Source organism: Pigmentiphaga sp. MLSB6-MA01 (assembly GCF_058793475.1).
Window position 1 is genome coordinate 307801 of the sequence record NZ_JBXAFV010000004.1, and the last position, 17855, is coordinate 325655.

Here is a 17855-nt window from a genome sequence, read left to right on the forward strand (position 1 = left end):
CCTGGATATGGGGTAGGCTGACATCATGCGTATTCTTGGGGTGGACCCCGGCCTGCGGCGCACGGGTTTCGGCGTGATCGAATCGGATGGCCCGCGGCTGCGCTACGTCGCCAGCGGGACCATCGTAGTGCCCGCCGACGACGACCTGTCGGCGCGGCTCAAGATCATCCTGGACAACCTGCGGCAGGTCGTGCGCGACACCGCGCCCGACTTCGCCGCCGTCGAGAAAGTCTTCGTCAACACCAACCCCGCCTCGACGCTGCTGCTGGGCCAGGCCCGCGGCGCGGCCCTGTGCGCGCTGGCCGACACCGGGCTGCTGGTGCACGAATACACCGCCTTGCAGATCAAGAAATCGGTGGTGGGCACCGGACGGGCCGCCAAGACCCAGGTGCAATCCATGGTGCGGCACCTGCTGTCGCTGGACGGCGCCCCCGCGGCCGACGCCGCCGACGCGCTGGCCTGCGCCATCTGCCATGCGCACGTCGCCCCCATGGCGGATCGCCTGCGCGAGCATGGCGACCACCCCGCATTCGCCCGCCGCGGCAACCGGCTGCGGGCCGGAAGATTAGTATGACGTGCGACGACAAGTCGCCAAGGTGAACTCATGATCGGACGCCTGACCGGAACGCTGGTCGAGAAACAACCGCCCACCGTCTGCCTGGATGTGAACGGCGTGGGCTATGAACTGGACGTGCCGATGAGCACGCTGTATTCCCTGCCTGAACTCGGTGCCAGGGTGACGCTGCTCACCCACCTGGCCATACGCGAGGACGCCCACGTGCTGTACGGCTTCGGCACCGCGGCCGAACGCGTCACCTTCCGCGAACTCATCAAGGTCAGCGGGGTGGGCGCCAGGATCGCGCTGGCCGTGCTGTCGGGCATGACGGTGGCCGAGCTGTCGCAGGCCGTCACCCTGCAGGAGGCCGGGCGCCTGACCCGCGTGCCGGGCATAGGCAAGAAGACGGCCGAACGGCTGCTGCTGGAACTCAAGGGCAAGCTGGGCGCCGATCTCGGTGCCGCGGCCGGCCACGTGGTGGCCGACGGCCAGACGGACATTCTCAACGCCCTGGTGGCGCTGGGCTATTCCGATCGCGAAGCCGTCGCCTCGGTAAAGAACCTGCCGGCCGGCGTGGGCGTCTCGGAAGGTATCAAGCTGGCGCTCAAGGCGCTCGCGCGGTAGGCACGCCGAGGGAGGCCGCATGCTCAGGATCTGGGGACGGCGCAGTTCCTTCAATGTACAGAAGGTGCTCTGGTTCGCGGGCGAACTGGGCCTGGCCTGCGAACACATCCCCGCCGGCGGCGAGCATGGCCTGGTCGACACGCCTGAATTCCGCGCCATGAACCCCCATGGCCGGGTGCCGGTCATCGACGACCAGGGCACCGTCGTCTGGGAATCCCATACCATCCTGCGCTACCTGGCGGCCCGCCACGGCGCCCCGGACTTCTGGCCGGCAGACCCGGCCGCGCGCTCGCAGGCCGAACGCTGGATGGACTGGGCACACACGTCCCTGCAACCCGCCTTCCTGACCGGCGTGTTCTGGGGCTACTACCGGACCCCCGAACCCCTGCGCGATCCCGACCGGATCCGCGCCCGCGTCGAGGAATGCGCCGGGTACTTCCGCCTGCTGGATACCCTGCTGGCGACCCGGCCCTTTCTTGGCGGCGACCGGCTCACCCTGGCCGACATCCCCGCCGGCACGGCGCTGTACCGCTATTTCGGCCTGGACATCGCCCGGCCCGACGTGCCCCACGTCCAGGCCTGGTACCAGCGGCTACAGCAGCGCCCGAGCTACCGCGAGCACGTCATGGTGCCCTTCGGCGAACTGTACGGACGGCTGGACTACTGACCCGGCGCCCGCGGCCGCGCCCCGGCACGGAACGGGCTAACATACCGGCAGTTCTAGGCAGAATACCCCCATGGCGATCCAGCCCGACAAGCTTTCCATCCGAGACGACGCCCCCGACATGCGGGTGATCTCGCCGCGCGCCTCGTCCCCCAACGAAGAGGCCATCGAACGCGCGCTGCGCCCCAAGGCGCTGGACGAATACGTCGGCCAGCGCCGCATCCGCGAACAGCTCGAGATCTTCATCGCCGCCGCGCGCAACCGCCAGGAATCGCTGGACCACGTCCTGCTGTTCGGCCCGCCCGGCCTGGGCAAGACCACGCTGGCCCACATCGTCGCGCGCGAGATGGGCGTGCAATTGCGCCAGACCTCGGGCCCCGTGCTGGAGCGGCCGGGCGATCTCGCCGCGCTGCTGACCAACCTGGAACGCAACGACGTCCTCTTCATCGACGAGATCCACCGCCTGTCGCCGGTGGTCGAGGAAATCCTCTACCCCGCGCTGGAAGACTTCCAGATCGACATCCTGATCGGCGAAGGCCCCGCCGCCCGCAGCGTCAAGCTCGACCTGCAACCCTTCACGCTGGTCGGCGCCACCACCCGCGCGGGCATGCTGACCAATCCGCTGCGCGACCGCTTCGGCATCATCGCGCGCCTGGAGTTCTACACCGCCGACGAGCTGTCCTCCATCGTGACCCGCAGCGCCGGCCTGCTCAACGCCGCCATCGCCGAGGAAGGCGCCCGCGAAATCGCATGCCGTTCGCGCGGCACGCCCCGCATCGCCAACCGGCTGCTGCGCCGGGTGCGCGACTACGCCGAGGTCAAGGCCGGCGGCCGCATCACCGGCGAGGTGGCCCAGGCCGCGCTGTCCATGCTGGACGTCGACCCCGCCGGCCTGGACATCATGGACCGCAAGCTGCTGGAAGCCATCGTCTACAAGTTCGACGGCGGCCCCGTCGGCCTGGACAGCCTGTCCGCCGCCATCGGCGAGGAACGCGACACCATCGAGGATGTGATCGAGCCCTACCTGATCCAGCACGGCTACGTGCAGCGCACCCCGCGCGGCCGGATCGCCACGCAGGGTACCTACCGCCACCTGGGCCTGACGCCGCCGACGCAGGCGGGCGGGGGCGATCTGTTCGCGTAGCACGGGACTATTGCCACGACCGGTCGTCGTCCGGCAGGCTTGCCCGCAACGCAAAATCCCCCTCGAAGGCGGCGGCCAGCTCGACGAGCTCGCCAAGCTGCATCCCCAGCTCAAGCAGTCGCGGAGCCAGCCTGTCGGTCGCGGACAGGTTGTCGTACCCACCGAAGAACGCCGCGATACGCACGATGTCATCGTTGGACAACCCATGCCCGGCAAGGCGGGGGGCCACCTCGGACATCGTCTGCAAGTTTAGGTCTCCCTCGGGAAAGCTCGCGACGCGAACGATATCTTCCAAGGAAAACCCCAGTTCCCGTAGCCTGCCGGCGAGTTCATGCAGCCGTTCCAGGTTCCGGTCCCCCTCGGGATGCGTGGCGACCTCCGAAAGGCTGTCCGGAAGGATACCCAGCCGCTCGAATGCAGGCGCCAGTTCGGCCATCTTCCGCACGGTCCGATATCCGCCCTGCTGTCGCGCCATCGCGGCCACCTGCGCCGGAGCGAAGCCGTGTTCGCCCAGCCCGGCAGCGCACCCGTGCGCCGCTTCCAGGTTCCGGTCGCCGCGTACCTGCCCGCCGATGCCTATGATGTCGGCCTCGGAAAAGCCGAGGGCGCGCAGATCGTCATAAAGCTCGACCAGCTTTTCCACGTTCCTGCTTCCGTGCAAGTGCGCGGCCACACATTCGATGCCGTCCGTGGGAAAGCCTTGCCGCAACAGCGCGACCGTGGGTTCGGCAACCACCTGCTCCAGGTTCCGGTCTCCACGAAAACGCGCGGCCATGTTCGCGATCTGGCCGTGGCGGAATCCCAGCTCCCGAAGCCGGCCGGTCAACCTGAGCACCGCCTGCAAGTTCCTGACCCCTTCGAATTCTCCCGCGACATAGGCGATGTCCTGCATCCCATGACCGAGCCTGGTCAGCTCCCGGATGTACCGGTCCATCACCGCCAGGGTGGCGTGGCCATCCGGCCGTATGGCGATACCGGCGATATGGTTCACACCGAACTCCGGCGAAAGCAGGACAGGGCTCAGCGCCACCGTTCCGTCCAGATTCCGGATTCCGCTGGAGCCGATATGAATGACATCGATGTCGGAAAATCCGAGTTCGTTCAACGCCCGGCCTTGCCGACCCGGCACCTGCGGGGGAAGCAGGTCGTCCGCGAAGGGGACATCCTCGAAGGATGAGTTGCTGTCATACGCCGCCCATATCAGCGCTTCCACATACGCCCGGTATGTCTGGGCCTGCAAGGCCGTCTCCCCGATGCCATAAGACGCCGGATCGAGATGGCATAGCTCCAATTGCTCGCGCAGCTCGTCGCACTCTCGCCGCGTGGCGGGCGGATCCTCCAGCCGCAGCAGGCGCTTGCGCGCCTCCACCACGTAGGGGATCGCCGGATTCATGCCCTGGGCACCGGCCCCTTCATGGCCATCGCCCGGGGCCGGAACGACGGGCCCCCGCGCGACCAGGGCGCGTACGCGGGCCATCGCCTCGTCGCTGACAGTCTCATGCTGCACGATATTCTCGGACATCCCCACCAAGGACTGCTGCCGCATCAAGTCGCGCAGGACACTGGCCCGGGCCCGCTCGGCCTGCGTACGTCCTTGCGCGGCCGACATCGCAGGCGCCCCTGGCCCGGCGGCCGGCCCCTCCGCCGGTCGCCGCTCGGGCGTAGCAGGCGTCGATGCCAGCGCATCGCCGGCTGCAGGACTGGGGGAACGTGAAATGGGGCTTGGCATGGTGGCTCGTCAACGGGGCGGGCGGGAGAACCGCCTTCCCGGATGAATGCCCGCCGGGCGGGGAAAGTTCCCGATGCGGCAGGCACGTCGCCGCCGGAGCCCCGCGCCGGACTCGCCAAAAGGAAAAGCCCGTGCTGGGCATCCCCCAGGTCACGGGCTCGACTGTGCAGGGCACAGTTGACATCAAGTCGGACGACATCATGAACGGCGCCGATGACGCGGCCATGACAGCACGGAGCAAAATCGTCCGACCCATAAAAGGGTGGAAGCGTCGATAACCCGGACGGCGCCACCCACGCACCCGAAGCCGCACAGGCTTGCAATCAACGCTTCCTGGCATCTGACGGACCTGGCGCGCTAAAGTTTCCCGCTTTACAAGCCGTCACATTTGGCACAATGCGCGGACGGCGGTCGGATGCCCCGGGCCGGCGGGTTGTTTACAATTTCGCCCCAGGGCCTTTTCGGCCCCAAGCTCGCTCGACTCGTCCAAGGCCTGCCTCGTGCTCCAACCCGCCAGTGAAGATTTCCGGTTCCCGATCCGGGTCTACTACGAAGATACCGACGCCGGCGGCGTGGTCTACTACGCCAACTATCTCAAGTTCTTCGAACGCGCGCGCACCGAGTGGCTGCGCGCGCTGGGCGTCGAACAGCGCGCGCTGGCCGCCAGGACCGGCTGCATCTTCATCGTGCGCGGTATCGAGACCCAGTATCGGCGGCCGGCCGCGCTGGACGATTCCCTGACCATCCGCTGCCAGGTCTCGCGCCTGGGCAAGGCTTCCATCGATTTCCTGCAATTTTGCGAACGCGGCGATGAACTGCTCGCGACCGGCAAGGTCCAGGTAGGATGCGTCGATCACGCGACATTGCGTCCGCGCGCGCTGCCCCCTGACCTGGTCCTGGCGCTCGCGCCGCTCGCGGCGGCACCCGCAACCGATTAGTCCCGACTCCACCCCTTCAGGCACCCTCTTTCGCCCCCAAAGGACTCTGCATGAACGTCAACCAGGATATGTCCATCCTGTCCCTGATCACCCAGGCAAGCTTTACCGTCCAGTGCGTGATGGCCATCCTTGCCATCGTGTCGCTGATGTCCTGGACCTACATCTTCCGCAAGCATTTCGCCATCAAGCGCGCCAAGCAGCAGACCGAACGCTTCGAGGCCGATTTCTGGTCCGGGGGCGACCTGAACATGCTGCACCAGGCCGTCACCACCCGGCGCGGCGAGCAAGGCGCGCTGGCGCGCATCTTCGAAGCCGGCATGGCCGAATTCGTCAAAGGCCGCCAGAGCAAGCTGAGCGACGTCAATACGCTGCTGGACGGCTCCCGCCGCGCCATGCGCGCCGCCTACCAGCGCGAAATGGATTCGCTCGAATCCCATCTCGCCTTCCTGGCCTCCACCGGTTCGGTCAGCCCCTACGTCGGCCTGTTCGGCACGGTCTGGGGCATCATGCACGCCTTCCGCGGCCTGGCCAACGTCGAACAGGCCACCCTGGCCAGCGTCGCGCCCGGCATCGCCGAAGCGCTGGTGGCCACGGCCATCGGCCTGTTCGCCGCCATTCCCGCGGTGGTCGCCTATAACCGGTTCTCGCACGACATCGACCGGCTGTCCATCCGCTTCGACAGCTTCATCGACGAGTTCCTGAACATCCTGCAACGACAGGTGCGCTGATGCCCTCGAACCGCTCCAGCAACCGCGGCGGCCGAGGCGGGCGTCGCGCCATGAACGAGATCAACGTCGTCCCGTATATCGACGTCATGCTGGTGCTGCTGGTGATCTTCATGGTCACCGCGCCCATGATGTCGCCGGGCCTGATCGATCTGCCCACGGTGGGCAAGGCCTCGCAGGTGCCGGTCAAGCCGCTGGAGATCATCCTGGCCGCCGACGGCAACGTCACCATCCGCGACCGCGAGCGCGGCGACAGCACGCCTCATGCCATCCCGCGCAACGACCTCGCCCGCATCGCGCGCGAGCGCCAGTCCGAACACCCCGACCAGCCCGTCGTCATCTCCGCCGACCGCAAGGCCCAATACGAGTCCGTGCTGAAAGTCATGGACGACCTGCAGCGCCAGGGCGTCAAGCGGGTGGGCCTGCTGGTCAAGCAACAAGGCTCCTGATCGCCCATGGCGCCCAACGACCGATCCAACCGACCTCTCCGACGACCGCCGGAACCCGGCAAGTGGCAATCCTTCGGCCTAGCGGTGCTGATGCACCTGCTGCTGGCCGCCGCCCTGATTTTCAGCCTGGACTGGAACCGGCGCTCGCCGGGCCCGGTCCAGGCCGAACTGTGGACGGCGCTGCCCTCGCCCAACCAGCCCGAGCCGACCCCCACGCCCGAGCCGCAGCCCGCCCCGGTCAAACCTCCCCCGCCGCCCGCGCCGCCGCCCGAACCCCAGGTGACACAAGAGAAGCCCGACATCGCCATCGAGCAGGAAAAGAAACGCCGCGAAGCCCAACGGCACGAAGCCGAGGAGCGCGAGGCCGAGCGCAAGCGGGAACAACAGAAGCTGGAAGAAAAGAAGCTGGCCGACAAACGCGCGCAGGAGAAAAAGGAAGCCGAACAGCGCGAAGCCGAGAAGAAAAAGGCCGACCAGCTGGCCGCCGACAAGGCCGCGGCAGACAAGAAAGCCGCCGCGGAGAAGGCGGCCGCCGACAAGAAAGCGGCCGCCGACAAGCAGGCCCAGGCCGAACGCGACCGCAAGCTGCGCGAGGCCTTCCGCAACGACACCGCCCGCGCCGCCGGCCTGGAAGGCGGGCGCGAGGGCGGCACCGCCAGCCGCAACCAGGCGGGCGGTGGCGGAGGCGACGCCGGCTATGCGGACCTGGTGCGCGCTTGCATCAAACCTGGAGTCATTTATAGTGCAAGTGGCAGTTCCGCCAACGGGAACCCTTCCGTCGTGTTCCGGGTCCAGTTGCTACCCACCGGGGAACAGGCGGGTGCGCCGCGCCTCCTCCGCTCTTCCGGTGTGCCGACATTCGATCGTGCCGTCGACAACGGTATCCGGCGCTGCAACCCCTTCCCACGGCCGTCTTCCGGACGATATGAGCCCAACATAGACGTTGAATATTGGATGCTTGACCGATGACATTTGCAAATCCCGCTTTCCCCCCCTCGTCCGCCCTGTCCGGCAGCGCCCGCCTGCGTGGCCTCGGCAACCGGCTAGGACGGCGGCTCCTGCAATGCGCCGCGGCGCTGGCCGCGACGGCTTTCGCCCTGGGCTCCGCGCCGGCCCGCGCCCAACTGACGGTCCAGATCTCCGGCGCCGGCGCCAACCAGTACCCGGTGGCCATCGCCAATTTCGAGTCGGCCGATCCGCAGGGCAAGGCGATCGCGGAGATCATCCGCGCCGACCTGAACCGCACCGGGCTCTTCCGCATCGTCGATGCCGGCGACACCCCGTTGTCGGACTCGGCCGTCATCGGCTTCGCCGCCTGGAAGACCCGCGGCGCCGACGCGCTGGCCGTGGGCAGCGTGCAGCGCACCGGCGACGGCCGCTACGACGTCCGCTATCGCCTGGTCGACACGGTCAAGCAGGCCCAGATCGATGGCGTGGCCTTCGCCTCGGGCGCGAACGAAATGCGCCGCACCGCGCACCAGATCGCCGACCGCATCTATGAAAAGCTGACCGGTGATCGTGGTATTTTTGCAACACGCATCGCCTACGTGCTCAAGCGCGACAACATCTACGAACTGCAGATCGCCGACGCCGACGGCCAGAACTCCCAGACCGCCCTGCGTTCGCGCGAGCCCATCATTTCGCCCGCGTGGTCGCCCGACGGTACCCGCCTGGCCTATGTGAGCTTCGAATCGCGCAAGCCGGTTGTGTATGTACACACTATCACCACGGGCCAGCGGATACCGGTCGCCAATTTCAAGGGCAACAACAGCGCTCCCGCCTGGGCGCCCGACGGCAACCGCCTGGCGGTCGTTCTGACCCGCGACGGCCTGTCCCAGTTGTACATGCTGAACGCCGATGGCTCGGGATTGCGGCGCCTGACCCAGTCCCCCGGGATCGACACCGAGCCCACTTTCACGCCCGACGGCCGCGCCATTCTCTTCACCAGCGACCGCGGCGGCAGCCCGCAGATCTATCGCCTGAACCTGGACAGCAATCAAGTCGAGCGCGTCACGTTCAAAGGGACTTACAATATTTCTCCCCAGTTGTCGCCTGATGGCAAAACCTTGCTGTACGTCACCCGCCGCGCCGGCTTCCAGATAGCTTCGCTAGACCTCGCCACCGGTAATGAGCTTGTCCTCACCAACGGCGGCCGGGACGAATCCCCCAGCTTTGCTCCCAACGGAAAGATGATTCTCTATGCAACGTCGCAGTCCGGCCGTGGCGTACTGGCCGCGGTCTCGAGCGACGGTCGCGTTACCCAGACATTGTCGGTGCTCAACGGCGACGTACGCGAACCCACCTGGGGGCCTTTCTTGAACAACTGATTATCTGAAACGGGCCCGCTGTCGCGGCGCCGCATCGTTGTCACGTCTTGCAACCTTGCGCGCCATGGGGCCCATGTGACACTTTAGGATCACGTTTCGGTCTGGTCATCGTCTTTTCCAACCCATTATCGTCCCTCGGAACCCAAGGAAAAATCATGTCTACTCGTGCATTCAAAATGTTCGTCGTGGCGAGCGTTGTCGCGGTAGTCTCGGCTTGCAGCAGCCCCGTCAAGCTCGATGAGAGCAGCAACGTCCCGGTCGAAGACCGGTCCGGCCAGAACACCAGCGCCAACACCAGCGGCGTCGCCCGCGTCGACACCACCCAGCAGGGCCTCGACCCCCTGAACGATCCCAAGGGCGTGCTGGCCCAGCGCTCGGTGTACTTCGACTTCGACAGCTACGTGGTCAAGGACCAGTACCGTCCCATCGTCGAGAACCATGCACGCTTCCTGAACAACAACCGCAACCGCAAGGTCGTGATCGAAGGCAACACCGACGACGTCGGCAGCAGCGAGTACAACCTGGCCCTGGGCCAGCGCCGCTCCGAAGCCGTGCGCCGCATGATGGTGCTGCTGGGCGTGCGCGACGACCAGGTCGAGGCCATCAGCTTCGGCAAGGAAAAGCTCAAGTCCACCGGCACGGATGAAGCCTCGCGCGCCGAGAACCGCCGCGCCGACATCGCCTACCGCTAAGGATCCGCCCTCATGACGCTCCGCACTTCCCGCCTCCGCCTGCTGGCCGCCACCGCCTGCATCGGCGCCAGCTTGACGGGTTTCTCGGCCCACGCGGCCCTGTTCTCCGACGACGAGGCGCGCCAGGCCATCATCGACCTGCGCAAGGAAGTGCGCGAGCGGTCCGACCAGCAGGGCCGCAAGCTGGCCGACGACCTGGCCCAGAGCCAGCGCAGCCAATTGCAGCTCGCTTCGCAGATCGAGCAGTTGCAGCAGGAAATCGCCCGCCTGCGAGGCCAGGTCGAGATCCTGACCAAGCAGGTGGCCGATACCCAACAGGCCCAGAAAGACATCTACCTGGACCTCGACACGCGCCTCAAGCGCCTCGAACCCCAGACCGCCTCGATAGACGGCCAGCAAGCCACCGTGGGCGCCGATGAAAAGCGCGCCTATGACGCCGCCATCGACCTCTTCCGCAACGGCAACTACGCCGACGCCATCCCGGCCCTGTCGAACTTCGTCCGCCAGTATCCGCAAAGCCCCTATGCGCCCGCCGCGCAGTTCTACGTCGGCAGCAGCCACTACGCGCTCAAGGATTACAAGGCCGCCATCGCGCAGCAGCAGACCCTGGTCAAGAACTTCCCCAGCAACGTCCGCGCGCCCGACGCGCTGCTGGTCATCGCCGGCAGCCAGGTCGAACTGAACGATCGGCGCGGCGCGCGCACCACGCTCGAACGCATCGTCCGCGACTATCCCGGCGTACCCGCCGCGCAAACCGCGAAGGACCGCCTGGAACTGCTGAAGTAACGTGATCCCCGTGCAGGACTTGAAGGGTCGGCTGCACCGGCCCTTTTCATTTGACAAAGCCCTTTCAGATTGCCATAATTTTGGGCTTCGGGTCGCAAGCCTAGTTGCATGCGCCTGAGTTCTCGGGCAATTTTTGAGAACGTGGGGTGGTAACTCAGTTGGTTAGAGTATCTGACTTTTAATCAGAGAGTCGAGGGTTCGAGTCCCTCCCACCCTACCAACCATCTTCCGATGGTTGCAGCGAAAGCCTCCCAAGCGGAGGCTTTTTTGCGTCGGCCCCACCGACGCACCAGCTACCCGCTACTCGTTCGTGACCGCCTTCGGGTGCAGCCGCAGCGTCGCCTGCGAACCTCCCGCCTGCCCCGCATACGGACGCATGGCCCGCACGTCGGTGACGTTCTCGATGCCTTCTTCCTTGACCCGCTTCAGGAAACTGACCCGTTCGCGGTAGTACTCGGCGTACATGATCGCGTCGCGAACCCGTTGCTCGGCGCGGTACAGCGCCAGCCGCGCCTCGTTCAGCGCTTTCTCCGCTTCTCTTTCCGGGGTCGGGGCGTGACTCAGCACCCACCTGCGAAGCCACTCGAACATCATGCCCTCCAATTGAAGTGGGGTTGGGCAAAGCTTAATCCAAGGCATCCGCTGCCAGCCGATTTTCGCGAATGTTTTACCTTCGTAGATGTAACGCTTTCCGCCGCCACCGCGGCAACCCGGGGACATGCGCCGATTCCCCCCGGTTCCGTGCCCGCGGATGACAGCGACATGACCGTGGACGTATCGGCAATGCAACAAGGGGTCCGGTGCCACCGCACCGGACCCCTTGTCCACTCATCGCGGAAGAAACGTCAGTCCACCTTGACGCCGCCCTTCTCGATGACCGGCCGCCAGCGGGCGATCTCGGAAGTGATCAGCCTGGCAAAGACCTCGGGCGGGTTGGGCGTGGCTTCGGCGCCCTCGCCGGCCAGGCGCTGCTCGATCTCGGGCGAGGACAGCGACTGGTTGATCTGCTTGTTCAGTTTGGCCACGATCTCGCGGGGCGTGCCGGCCGGAGCGACCACGCCGTACCACTGATCGGCCTCGAAGCCCGGATAGCCGCTCTCGGCCACCGTGGGCACGTCGGCCAGCATCTTGATACGCTGGGGCGAGGACACGGCGATCGGCCGCAACTGGCCCGCCTTGATCTGCGCGATCACGGCGGGTACGCCGGTGAACATCACCTTGATGTGCCCGGCGACGAGGTCGTTGACCGCCGGCGCGGTGCCTTTATAGGGCACGTGCTGCATGCTCGCGCCGCTCTGCAGCTTGAGGTATTCGGTGGCGATGTGCGCGGCGCTGCCGTTGCCGCCGGACCCGTAGTTGATGGCGTCGGGATGCGCCTTGGCATAGGCGACCAATTCCTGCAGGGTCTTGGCCTGGACCGAGGGATGCACCACCAGCACATTGGGCACGCGCGCCACCCAGGCCACGGCGGCGAAGGCCTTCACCGGGTCGTAGGGCAGCTTGGCGTACAGCGAAGGCGTCACGGCCAGCGTGCCGATGTGCCCCATCAACAGCGTGTAGCCATCGGCGGGAGCCTTGGCGACCTTGTCGGCGCCTATGCTGCCGCCTGCCCCCGGCACGTTCTCGACCACCACCGCCTGGCCCCAGGCCTGGTTCAATTGCTGGCCGATGGTACGGCCCAGGATGTCGGTGGAACCACCCGGCGTGAAGGGCACCACCAGGCGCAACGGCCGGTTGGGATAGTTGCTGGCGGTATCCTGCGCGCGGGCCGCGCCGGTGGCCGCGCAGGCCATGAGGGCGGCGAGGGCCGCGGCAAACCGCGCGCGCGGCAGGATGGAGGCAGATGGCATCATGGTTCGTCTCTTTCTTGTAGGTGGTATACGGGAATGCGAAAGGCCGGGGCGCCGCCGGAAACTCGTCGGCTGCCCCCGGGCCCGGACCTGCCCCCAAGGCAGCGCGCAGCCCGCCGCCAATCCCGCGATCGCCACGCAAATCGTTGCGCGCAAGCTATTCCACATCTCGTGCTCCCCCTTCCTTCTTTTCGTGTCCATCGGTCGATCACCCTTTGCACGGCCCGCGCACGGACGAAGAACTTCCATGTCAGGCAGTATACGAACTGCACCCGCGCCGATGCGGGCCGAGCCTTGCGTGTTGGGGAGCTTGCGTTGCGCTTTACTTATCGGAAAGGAGACCGACCGCCTCGGCGGCGGCTCGGCGCAAGGCGCCCATGACGACCACGCAGGCCGACGACGCCAGTGCGTCCCGCCGTTGGGTGATGCCGATGCCGCGCTCCGTGCCGGCCAGCGGACCCATGGCATGGACCAGGAGACCGGCTTCTACTTCCGCCCGGACCTGCAGCGGGGAAACAAGCGCCACATGATCGCCGGACAACAGCACCGACCGCACCACGGCCGTGCTGTGGGCCTGCATGGAAACACCGGGCATCGGAATGCCCGCCTGGGTGAACAGGCGGTCGAATACCCGCTGCGCCGGCGTACCGGGCAAGGGCCCTACCCAGGGGTAGGCCGCCATCTGGCGCAGCGAGGGACGCCGACGACGCGCCAGCAGCGGGTGGCCGGCACGCACGACCGCGACGAAGCGGTCGACGAACAACACCTCTTCGACGAAATCGGCGGCGAGCGCGGGACCGCGCAGCGGACCGACCATGAAGTCGATGTCCGCGGCGCGCAGCATTTCGGTCAGCGCCTCGTAGGTGCCGCCCTTGATGGTCAGCGACAGGTCGGATTCCGCGCCGATCGCGAGCGCGGCCGCGCGAGGCACCAGCACGTCGCCGGCCATGGGCAACGAGCCGATCGACACGCGCCGCCCTCCCAGGCCGCGCCAGCGCGCCAGCTCCTCGTGGCCAATCCGGATCTCGGCGACCGCCCGGCGCGCGTGCAGCAAGAGCCAGCGGCCCGACTCGTTGAGCCGCGTGCCGACCCGCGTCCGCTCGAACAGCGGGAGCTTCGCCAGGTGTTCGAGCCGCCGCAGGGCCTGGTGCAGCGCCGACTGGGAAATGCCCAGCGCCTCGGCCGCCGCGCCTTCGGTGGCATGTTCGGCGCGCAGGGCCAGCGCCGCCAGCGAGGTGTCGCCGACCAGCCGCGGCAACGCCATCACCGATGCCGGGGCGCCACGCAGCCTCAGCCCGTCGGCGGCCGCGCGCAGCAGGGCCGTCGCGCGCGCCACCCGCAGCGCCAGGACTTCGCCGGCCGCGGTGGCCGCCATGCCGCGCGCGCCGCGGTCGAACAACCGTATGCCGAACCTGGCCTCCGCCTCCTGGATGGCGCGTGTCACGGAAGACGCCGACTGGTGCAGCACCGAGGCGGCATGGGTCACCCCCCCGGCCTCGGCCACCGCGGCCACCGCGCGCAGCACCCGCAGCGGCACGGGCGCATCGTTTTCTTCGTTCCGCGTCATGTCCGTCCGTGTCCCGTGGCACCGCCTGGATTGTACGGGCGCCGCTCCGGGGAAGGCGCCGCATCCGCGGCAAACGCCCCCGCCCCGAAGCGCTTCCAGGCGCGGATCCGGCCTGCGTCGGAACGAAGTTACAAAAAATATCGGCCCACGGCAAAAATCTCCCCAGGGAAACCCCGGAAAGGCCGTGTCATCGCGCACTTACCGGCTGCCGCGCCCAGGCCGCTTGTGATTCAATAGCTATCGCGCCCGGCAAGGCCGGCGCGGCAGTATGTCCCTGGTCGTGGAGGAATGAAACCGTGCACAACGAAGCGGGCGCCACGACGGCGTGGTCCGCTCAGCAATGGACCGCCACCGCCTATCAACTGGCCATGCAGTCGGCACCTTGCGGCATATTCATGTGCGATGCGCATGGCGTCTTCACCATGGTGAATCCCGCCTACGAGCGCATCACCGGCTATTCCGCCGGCCAGTTGATCGGCAAGCTGCGTTTCGACGCCCTCCATGATCCCTCGGAACTGGCGCTGCGCCAGGGCGAACTCGCTTCGCCTCCGGTGCGCGACATCATCGGCCTGTCTCCGGGCTCCGAAATGATCGCCAGCCAGGGCACTGAAGCCGACTGGACCTATATGCGCCGCAACGGCGCCCGCGTGACCGTCACGCTGGCCCTGACCCGGCTCACACTGGCCGACGGCCAGGCCGCCGGCTACGTGGGCACGGTCTTCGACAACTCTCGCCGCCCCCGCAACGGCCTGCAGCTCTGGCACCTGCTGCACCACGATCCCCTGACCGGCCTGCCCAACCAGGAGTTGCTGGAAGAACGCCTGGGGCTGGCGCTGGAACGCGCGAAATCCGGCAGGGATCCGGTCCTGCTGGTGCTGCTGGAGCTGGACAACCTGCGCAAGCTGCGCGACACCCTCGGCCATGCGGCCGCCGATACCGCCATCAAGCAGGTGGCGGCACGCCTGAAGCGCTTGTGCGGCGACGAACATGTGCTCGGACTCATGCGCGGATCGCTGTTCGGCATGATCTCCACCGGCCGCAACACGCTGTCGGCCGAACGCGAAGCCGCGCTGCTGGCCGAAGTTTCCCGCCCCATCCCGTTCGCCTCGGCGACCCTGCACGTCAGCGCCAGCATCGGCGTCAGCTCCTATCCTACCGCCGGCAACGACACCCGCGCCCTGCTGCAGCGCGCCCTGCTGGCCCTGCACGCGGCCAGCCGCAGCGGCGGCGGCACCGCCCGCCATTTCGACTTCGGCATGCAGACACAGTCGGCGCGCCGCAACCATCTGGAAACCCTGCTGCGCGAGGCGGTGGAAACGCGCCAGTTCTCGCTGGCCTACCAGCCGCAGGTCGACCTGCGCACCGGCCACATCACCCGCGCCGAAACCCTGCTTCGCTGGCAGCATCCACGGCTTGGCGCCGTGGGCCCCTCCGAGTTCGTCCCCATGGCGGAGGACCTGGGCCTGATGGACGAACTCGGGGCATGGGTCATCGATACCGCTTGCCAGCAGGCCGTGCGCCTGCATGCCAAGTTCGGCCAGTCCCCGTGCATGGCGATCAATATTTCTCCCACCCAGCTGCGCGACCGCAAGCTGTACGGCGTGGTCGCCTCCGCCCTCGAACGCTGGCGCCTGCCACCGGACTGTCTCGAACTGGAGATCACCGAAGGGCTGCTGCTGGACAACACCCGCCAGGTGTCGGACACGCTGCAAAGCCTGCGCAAGCTGGGCGTCGCCATCGCGATCGACGATTTCGGCACCGGCTATTCCAGCTTCGCCTACCTGGCGCGTTTCCCGGTCAATCGCATCAAGATCGACCGTTCGCTGGTGCGGGCGATTTCGTCCGTCAAGAACGGCGATGCCATCATCAGCGCCATCATCGGCATGGCCCATGCGCTGGGCATCAAGGTCACCGCCGAGGGCGTGGAAACCGCCGCCCATGCCCGGCAGCTGGGCGAGCTGGGTTGCGACGAAGCCCAGGGGTTCTGGTTCTCGCGGCCGCTTACCGCCCAGGCGCTGGAGAACGCGCTGACGCCCATCGCCTAGGGCTCCCCGCTAATCCGGCTCGGCCTGCCCGTCCTGCGCCTGCGCCAGGGTCTGTGCCAGGGCGGGCTCGTTCACCGGCTTGTGGAGCCCCAGCCCCGTCGCCAGCGGCGGCTCGGAACGCAACGGCGATTTGCCCTCGGGCAGCGCCGACACCGGCGCCCACTGCGGATCGGGGATCTCGGCGAACACCTGCCGCAGCCGTTCGCCCCACGACGAATGGATCATCCTGAAGTAGTCGTTGTCGTGGTCGATCAGCGCGAACTTGGTCACGCGCAGGCTGTCCTTCTCGTAGACCAGCAGGTCCAGCGGCAGGCCGACCGACACATTGGACCGCAGCGTGGAGTCCATCGAGATCAGCGCGCACTTGGCCGCCTCGTCCAGCGGCATCGACGGCGTCAGCACCCGGTCCAGGATGGGCTTGCCGTACTTGGCCTCGCCGATCTGGAAATACGGGCTCATGGTCGAGGCCTCGATGAAATTGCCGGCCGCGTAGATCTGGAACAGCCGCATGGGCTGCCCCGCGATCTGGCCGCCCAGCACGAAGCTGCAATTGAACTCGATGTTGAAATCGCTCAGCGCGCTGCCGTGCATGCGGTGGACGTCGCGCACCGCCCGCCCCACCAGGCAGGCCGCCTCGAACATGTTGGGCACGTTCCACGGCGTGGGCAGCTCCGGGTCGGACGGCTCGGACAAAAGCTGCACCACCGACTGGGTCAGTGCCAGGTTGCCGGCGGTCAGCAGCACCATGACGCGTTCGCCGGGCTGCTCGAACACGGTCATCTTGCGGAAGGTGCTGACGTGGTCCACGCCCGCGTTGGTGCGCGTGTCCGCCAGGAACACCAGCCCCTGGTCCACGCGCGTCGCCACACAATAGGTCATACCGGCATCACGTTGGTCGGAATATCCAGCGATTCTAGCGCCGGCGGCCAGCCGGCGCATGGATGGGCAGGCGGTCGCCGGACGCGGCTATTGCCCGGCCCCCACCCTCACGTCGACCGTCATCGCCTCGGCGCCGCCTCCCACGCGCATGCCGCGGACCGGCGCGGCGCGATCGTAGTCGGCGCCGACCGCGATACGGCAATAAGGACCGGAGGCGTAGCGGGCATGGGTCACATCCACGGACACCCAGCCCTCGTCCAGCCAGGCGTCGACCCAGGCATGGCTGGCGGCATGGGGAACGTCGCCAGGATCGATGTAGCCGCTGACATAGCGGGCAGGTATGCCCTGGGCACGGCAGCAGGCGATGAACAGGTGGGCATGGTCCTGGCAGACCCCCTGGCCGAGCGCCAGCGCCTCGGCCGCGGTGCTGGTCACCTGGGTGATGCCGGACCGGTAGGCGACGCGTTCCTGGATATGCCGCGCCAGTTCGAGCAGGGCCGCCGGCCGGTCCAGCCGCCCGCTCTCGCGAGCCAGGCCCCGCACGGCGGCGTCGGCCTCGGTCAGCCGTGTCGCGCAGGTGAAATGCTCGAGCGGGATGCGTCCCGGCCCTTCCTCCAGCCGCCCGTCGCGCAGCGACGCCGTCTCGACCTCGCCGCGCACGACGAATCGCATCTCGGACAAGGGCCGCGTCATGACCAGCATCTGGACCGCATTGCCGTAGGCATCCGTGGCCGCGTCGAGCTTGCCGGGTGCGTTCAGGTCCCAATGGACGACGACCTGCGCCGGGCCGGATCCCGGCACCAGCCGCAGTTGCTGGATGGAATAATGCACCGGCGCATCGTAGCGATACGTGGTCTCGTGGTGGATGAACAGACGCATG

At 67.3% G+C, this 17855-nt stretch carries 18 protein-coding genes and 1 tRNA gene; 13 read left to right on the forward strand and 6 right to left on the reverse strand.

Annotated features, from left to right (window positions below; all coding sequences use genetic code 11):
• The first annotated feature begins 25 nt into the window (after nt 1–25).
• The 4 genes from ruvC (at nt 26) to ruvB (ending at nt 2988) form a co-directional block, all read left to right on the forward strand.
• Nucleotides 26–574 (forward strand): crossover junction endodeoxyribonuclease RuvC, encoded by a 549-nt coding sequence (ruvC, locus tag AC1Q6E_RS09100; RefSeq protein WP_152798770.1) that lies wholly within the window; start codon nt 26–28, stop codon nt 572–574.
• 30 nt (nt 575–604) lie between these two features.
• Nucleotides 605–1180, forward strand: coding sequence for a Holliday junction branch migration protein RuvA (ruvA, locus tag AC1Q6E_RS09105; RefSeq protein WP_152798768.1), 576 nt, complete (start codon nt 605–607; stop codon nt 1178–1180).
• A 19-nt stretch (nt 1181–1199) separates the two neighbouring features.
• The gene (locus AC1Q6E_RS09110) at nt 1200–1847 is read left to right on the forward strand and encodes a glutathione S-transferase family protein (RefSeq protein ID WP_152798766.1); all 648 of its coding nucleotides are present in this window, start codon (nt 1200–1202) and stop codon (nt 1845–1847) included.
• Nucleotides 1848–1917: 70 nt separating this feature from the next.
• Complete coding sequence (ruvB, locus tag AC1Q6E_RS09115) at nt 1918–2988, forward strand: Holliday junction branch migration DNA helicase RuvB (RefSeq protein WP_152798764.1); 1071 nt, start codon at nt 1918–1920, stop codon at nt 2986–2988.
• Between the two features lie 7 nt (nt 2989–2995).
• Here the strand turns inward: ruvB and AC1Q6E_RS09120 are convergent, their stop codons facing one another.
• On the reverse strand, nt 2996–4597 hold the full coding sequence (locus tag AC1Q6E_RS09120; RefSeq protein ID WP_492572588.1) for a hypothetical protein: 1602 nt from the start codon (nt 4595–4597) through the stop codon (nt 2996–2998).
• A 620-nt stretch (nt 4598–5217) separates the two neighbouring features.
• On the opposite strand from AC1Q6E_RS09120, the gene ybgC reads away from it, so the two are divergent.
• The 8 genes from ybgC (at nt 5218) to AC1Q6E_RS09160 (ending at nt 10854) form a co-directional block, all read left to right on the forward strand.
• The gene (ybgC, locus tag AC1Q6E_RS09125) at nt 5218–5655 is read left to right on the forward strand and encodes a tol-pal system-associated acyl-CoA thioesterase (RefSeq protein WP_296556746.1); all 438 of its coding nucleotides are present in this window, start codon (nt 5218–5220) and stop codon (nt 5653–5655) included.
• 50 nt (nt 5656–5705) lie between these two features.
• The gene (gene tolQ, locus AC1Q6E_RS09130) at nt 5706–6383 is read left to right on the forward strand and encodes a protein TolQ (RefSeq protein WP_124690732.1); all 678 of its coding nucleotides are present in this window, start codon (nt 5706–5708) and stop codon (nt 6381–6383) included.
• On the forward strand, nt 6383–6829 hold the full coding sequence (tolR, locus tag AC1Q6E_RS09135; protein ID WP_152798759.1) for a protein TolR: 447 nt from the start codon (nt 6383–6385) through the stop codon (nt 6827–6829). The genes tolQ and tolR overlap by 1 nt, the downstream gene beginning before the upstream one ends.
• Before the next feature lie 6 nt (nt 6830–6835).
• A complete protein-coding gene (gene tolA / locus AC1Q6E_RS09140; protein WP_296556745.1) occupies nt 6836–7798 on the forward strand; it encodes a cell envelope integrity protein TolA in 963 nt (320 codons plus the stop codon).
• On the forward strand, nt 7795–9156 hold the full coding sequence (tolB, locus tag AC1Q6E_RS09145; protein ID WP_152799426.1) for a Tol-Pal system beta propeller repeat protein TolB: 1362 nt from the start codon (nt 7795–7797) through the stop codon (nt 9154–9156). Before tolA ends, tolB begins: the two co-directional genes overlap by 4 nt.
• A gap of 155 nt (nt 9157–9311) precedes the next feature.
• Nucleotides 9312–9848 (forward strand): OmpA family protein, encoded by a 537-nt coding sequence (locus tag AC1Q6E_RS09150; protein WP_152799423.1) that lies wholly within the window; start codon nt 9312–9314, stop codon nt 9846–9848.
• A 12-nt stretch (nt 9849–9860) separates the two neighbouring features.
• Nucleotides 9861–10634 (forward strand): tol-pal system protein YbgF, encoded by a 774-nt coding sequence (gene ybgF / locus AC1Q6E_RS09155; RefSeq protein ID WP_152799420.1) that lies wholly within the window; start codon nt 9861–9863, stop codon nt 10632–10634.
• Between the two features lie 143 nt (nt 10635–10777).
• Nucleotides 10778–10854: transfer RNA gene (locus tag AC1Q6E_RS09160), tRNA-Lys, on the forward strand.
• Nucleotides 10855–10934: 80 nt separating this feature from the next.
• Here AC1Q6E_RS09160 and AC1Q6E_RS09165 read toward each other — a convergent pair.
• The 3 genes from AC1Q6E_RS09165 to AC1Q6E_RS09175 form a co-directional block, all read right to left on the reverse strand.
• On the reverse strand, nt 10935–11225 hold the full coding sequence (locus AC1Q6E_RS09165; RefSeq protein WP_296556744.1) for a hypothetical protein: 291 nt from the start codon (nt 11223–11225) through the stop codon (nt 10935–10937).
• A gap of 254 nt (nt 11226–11479) precedes the next feature.
• Nucleotides 11480–12487 (reverse strand): Bug family tripartite tricarboxylate transporter substrate binding protein, encoded by a 1008-nt coding sequence (locus AC1Q6E_RS09170; protein ID WP_492572589.1) that lies wholly within the window; start codon nt 12485–12487, stop codon nt 11480–11482.
• A gap of 319 nt (nt 12488–12806) precedes the next feature.
• Nucleotides 12807–14051, reverse strand: a complete 1245-nt coding sequence (locus tag AC1Q6E_RS09175; RefSeq protein WP_492572590.1) for a LysR family transcriptional regulator — start codon at nt 14049–14051, stop codon at nt 12807–12809.
• 296 nt (nt 14052–14347) lie between these two features.
• Between AC1Q6E_RS09175 and AC1Q6E_RS09180 the strand changes: the two genes are divergently transcribed.
• Entirely contained in the window at nt 14348–16096 is a 1749-nt protein-coding gene (locus AC1Q6E_RS09180; RefSeq protein WP_152799411.1) for a sensor domain-containing protein, read from the forward strand.
• A gap of 9 nt (nt 16097–16105) precedes the next feature.
• Here the strand turns inward: AC1Q6E_RS09180 and AC1Q6E_RS09185 are convergent, their stop codons facing one another.
• Nucleotides 16106–16975, reverse strand: coding sequence for a proteasome-type protease (locus AC1Q6E_RS09185; protein ID WP_152799408.1), 870 nt, complete (start codon nt 16973–16975; stop codon nt 16106–16108).
• A gap of 87 nt (nt 16976–17062) precedes the next feature.
• The gene (locus AC1Q6E_RS09190; protein WP_152799405.1) at nt 17063–17854 is read right to left on the reverse strand and encodes a transglutaminase family protein; all 792 of its coding nucleotides are present in this window, start codon (nt 17852–17854) and stop codon (nt 17063–17065) included.
• Nucleotide 17855: the final 1 nt, after the last annotated feature.

What these genes read in the sequence shown, in the direction of transcription:
- AC1Q6E_RS09150 (WP_152799423.1), top strand. Translation starts at nt 9,312, where the DNA reads ATGTCTACTCGTGCATTCAAAATGTTCGTCGTGGCGAGCGTTGTCGCG.
- tolQ (WP_124690732.1), top strand. Translation starts at nt 5,706, where the DNA reads ATGAACGTCAACCAGGATATGTCCATCCTGTCCCTGATCACCCAGGCA.
- AC1Q6E_RS09165 (WP_296556744.1), bottom strand. Translation starts at nt 11,225, where the DNA reads ATGTTCGAGTGGCTTCGCAGGTGGGTGCTGAGTCACGCCCCGACCCCG.
- ruvA (WP_152798768.1), top strand. Translation starts at nt 605, where the DNA reads ATGATCGGACGCCTGACCGGAACGCTGGTCGAGAAACAACCGCCCACC.
- AC1Q6E_RS09175 (WP_492572590.1), bottom strand. Translation starts at nt 14,051, where the DNA reads ATGACGCGGAACGAAGAAAACGATGCGCCCGTGCCGCTGCGGGTGCTG.
- tolR (WP_152798759.1), top strand. Translation starts at nt 6,383, where the DNA reads ATGCCCTCGAACCGCTCCAGCAACCGCGGCGGCCGAGGCGGGCGTCGC.
- tolA (WP_296556745.1), top strand. Translation starts at nt 6,836, where the DNA reads ATGGCGCCCAACGACCGATCCAACCGACCTCTCCGACGACCGCCGGAA.
- AC1Q6E_RS09190 (WP_152799405.1), bottom strand. Translation starts at nt 17,854, where the DNA reads ATGCGTCTGTTCATCCACCACGAGACCACGTATCGCTACGATGCGCCG.
- AC1Q6E_RS09170 (WP_492572589.1), bottom strand. Translation starts at nt 12,487, where the DNA reads ATGATGCCATCTGCCTCCATCCTGCCGCGCGCGCGGTTTGCCGCGGCC.
- ruvC (WP_152798770.1), top strand. Translation starts at nt 26, where the DNA reads ATGCGTATTCTTGGGGTGGACCCCGGCCTGCGGCGCACGGGTTTCGGC.
- tolB (WP_152799426.1), top strand. Translation starts at nt 7,795, where the DNA reads ATGACATTTGCAAATCCCGCTTTCCCCCCCTCGTCCGCCCTGTCCGGC.
- AC1Q6E_RS09185 (WP_152799408.1), bottom strand. Translation starts at nt 16,975, where the DNA reads ATGACCTATTGTGTGGCGACGCGCGTGGACCAGGGGCTGGTGTTCCTG.
- AC1Q6E_RS09120 (WP_492572588.1), bottom strand. Translation starts at nt 4,597, where the DNA reads ATGTCGGCCGCGCAAGGACGTACGCAGGCCGAGCGGGCCCGGGCCAGT.
- AC1Q6E_RS09110 (WP_152798766.1), top strand. Translation starts at nt 1,200, where the DNA reads ATGCTCAGGATCTGGGGACGGCGCAGTTCCTTCAATGTACAGAAGGTG.
- ybgF (WP_152799420.1), top strand. Translation starts at nt 9,861, where the DNA reads ATGACGCTCCGCACTTCCCGCCTCCGCCTGCTGGCCGCCACCGCCTGC.
- ruvB (WP_152798764.1), top strand. Translation starts at nt 1,918, where the DNA reads ATGGCGATCCAGCCCGACAAGCTTTCCATCCGAGACGACGCCCCCGAC.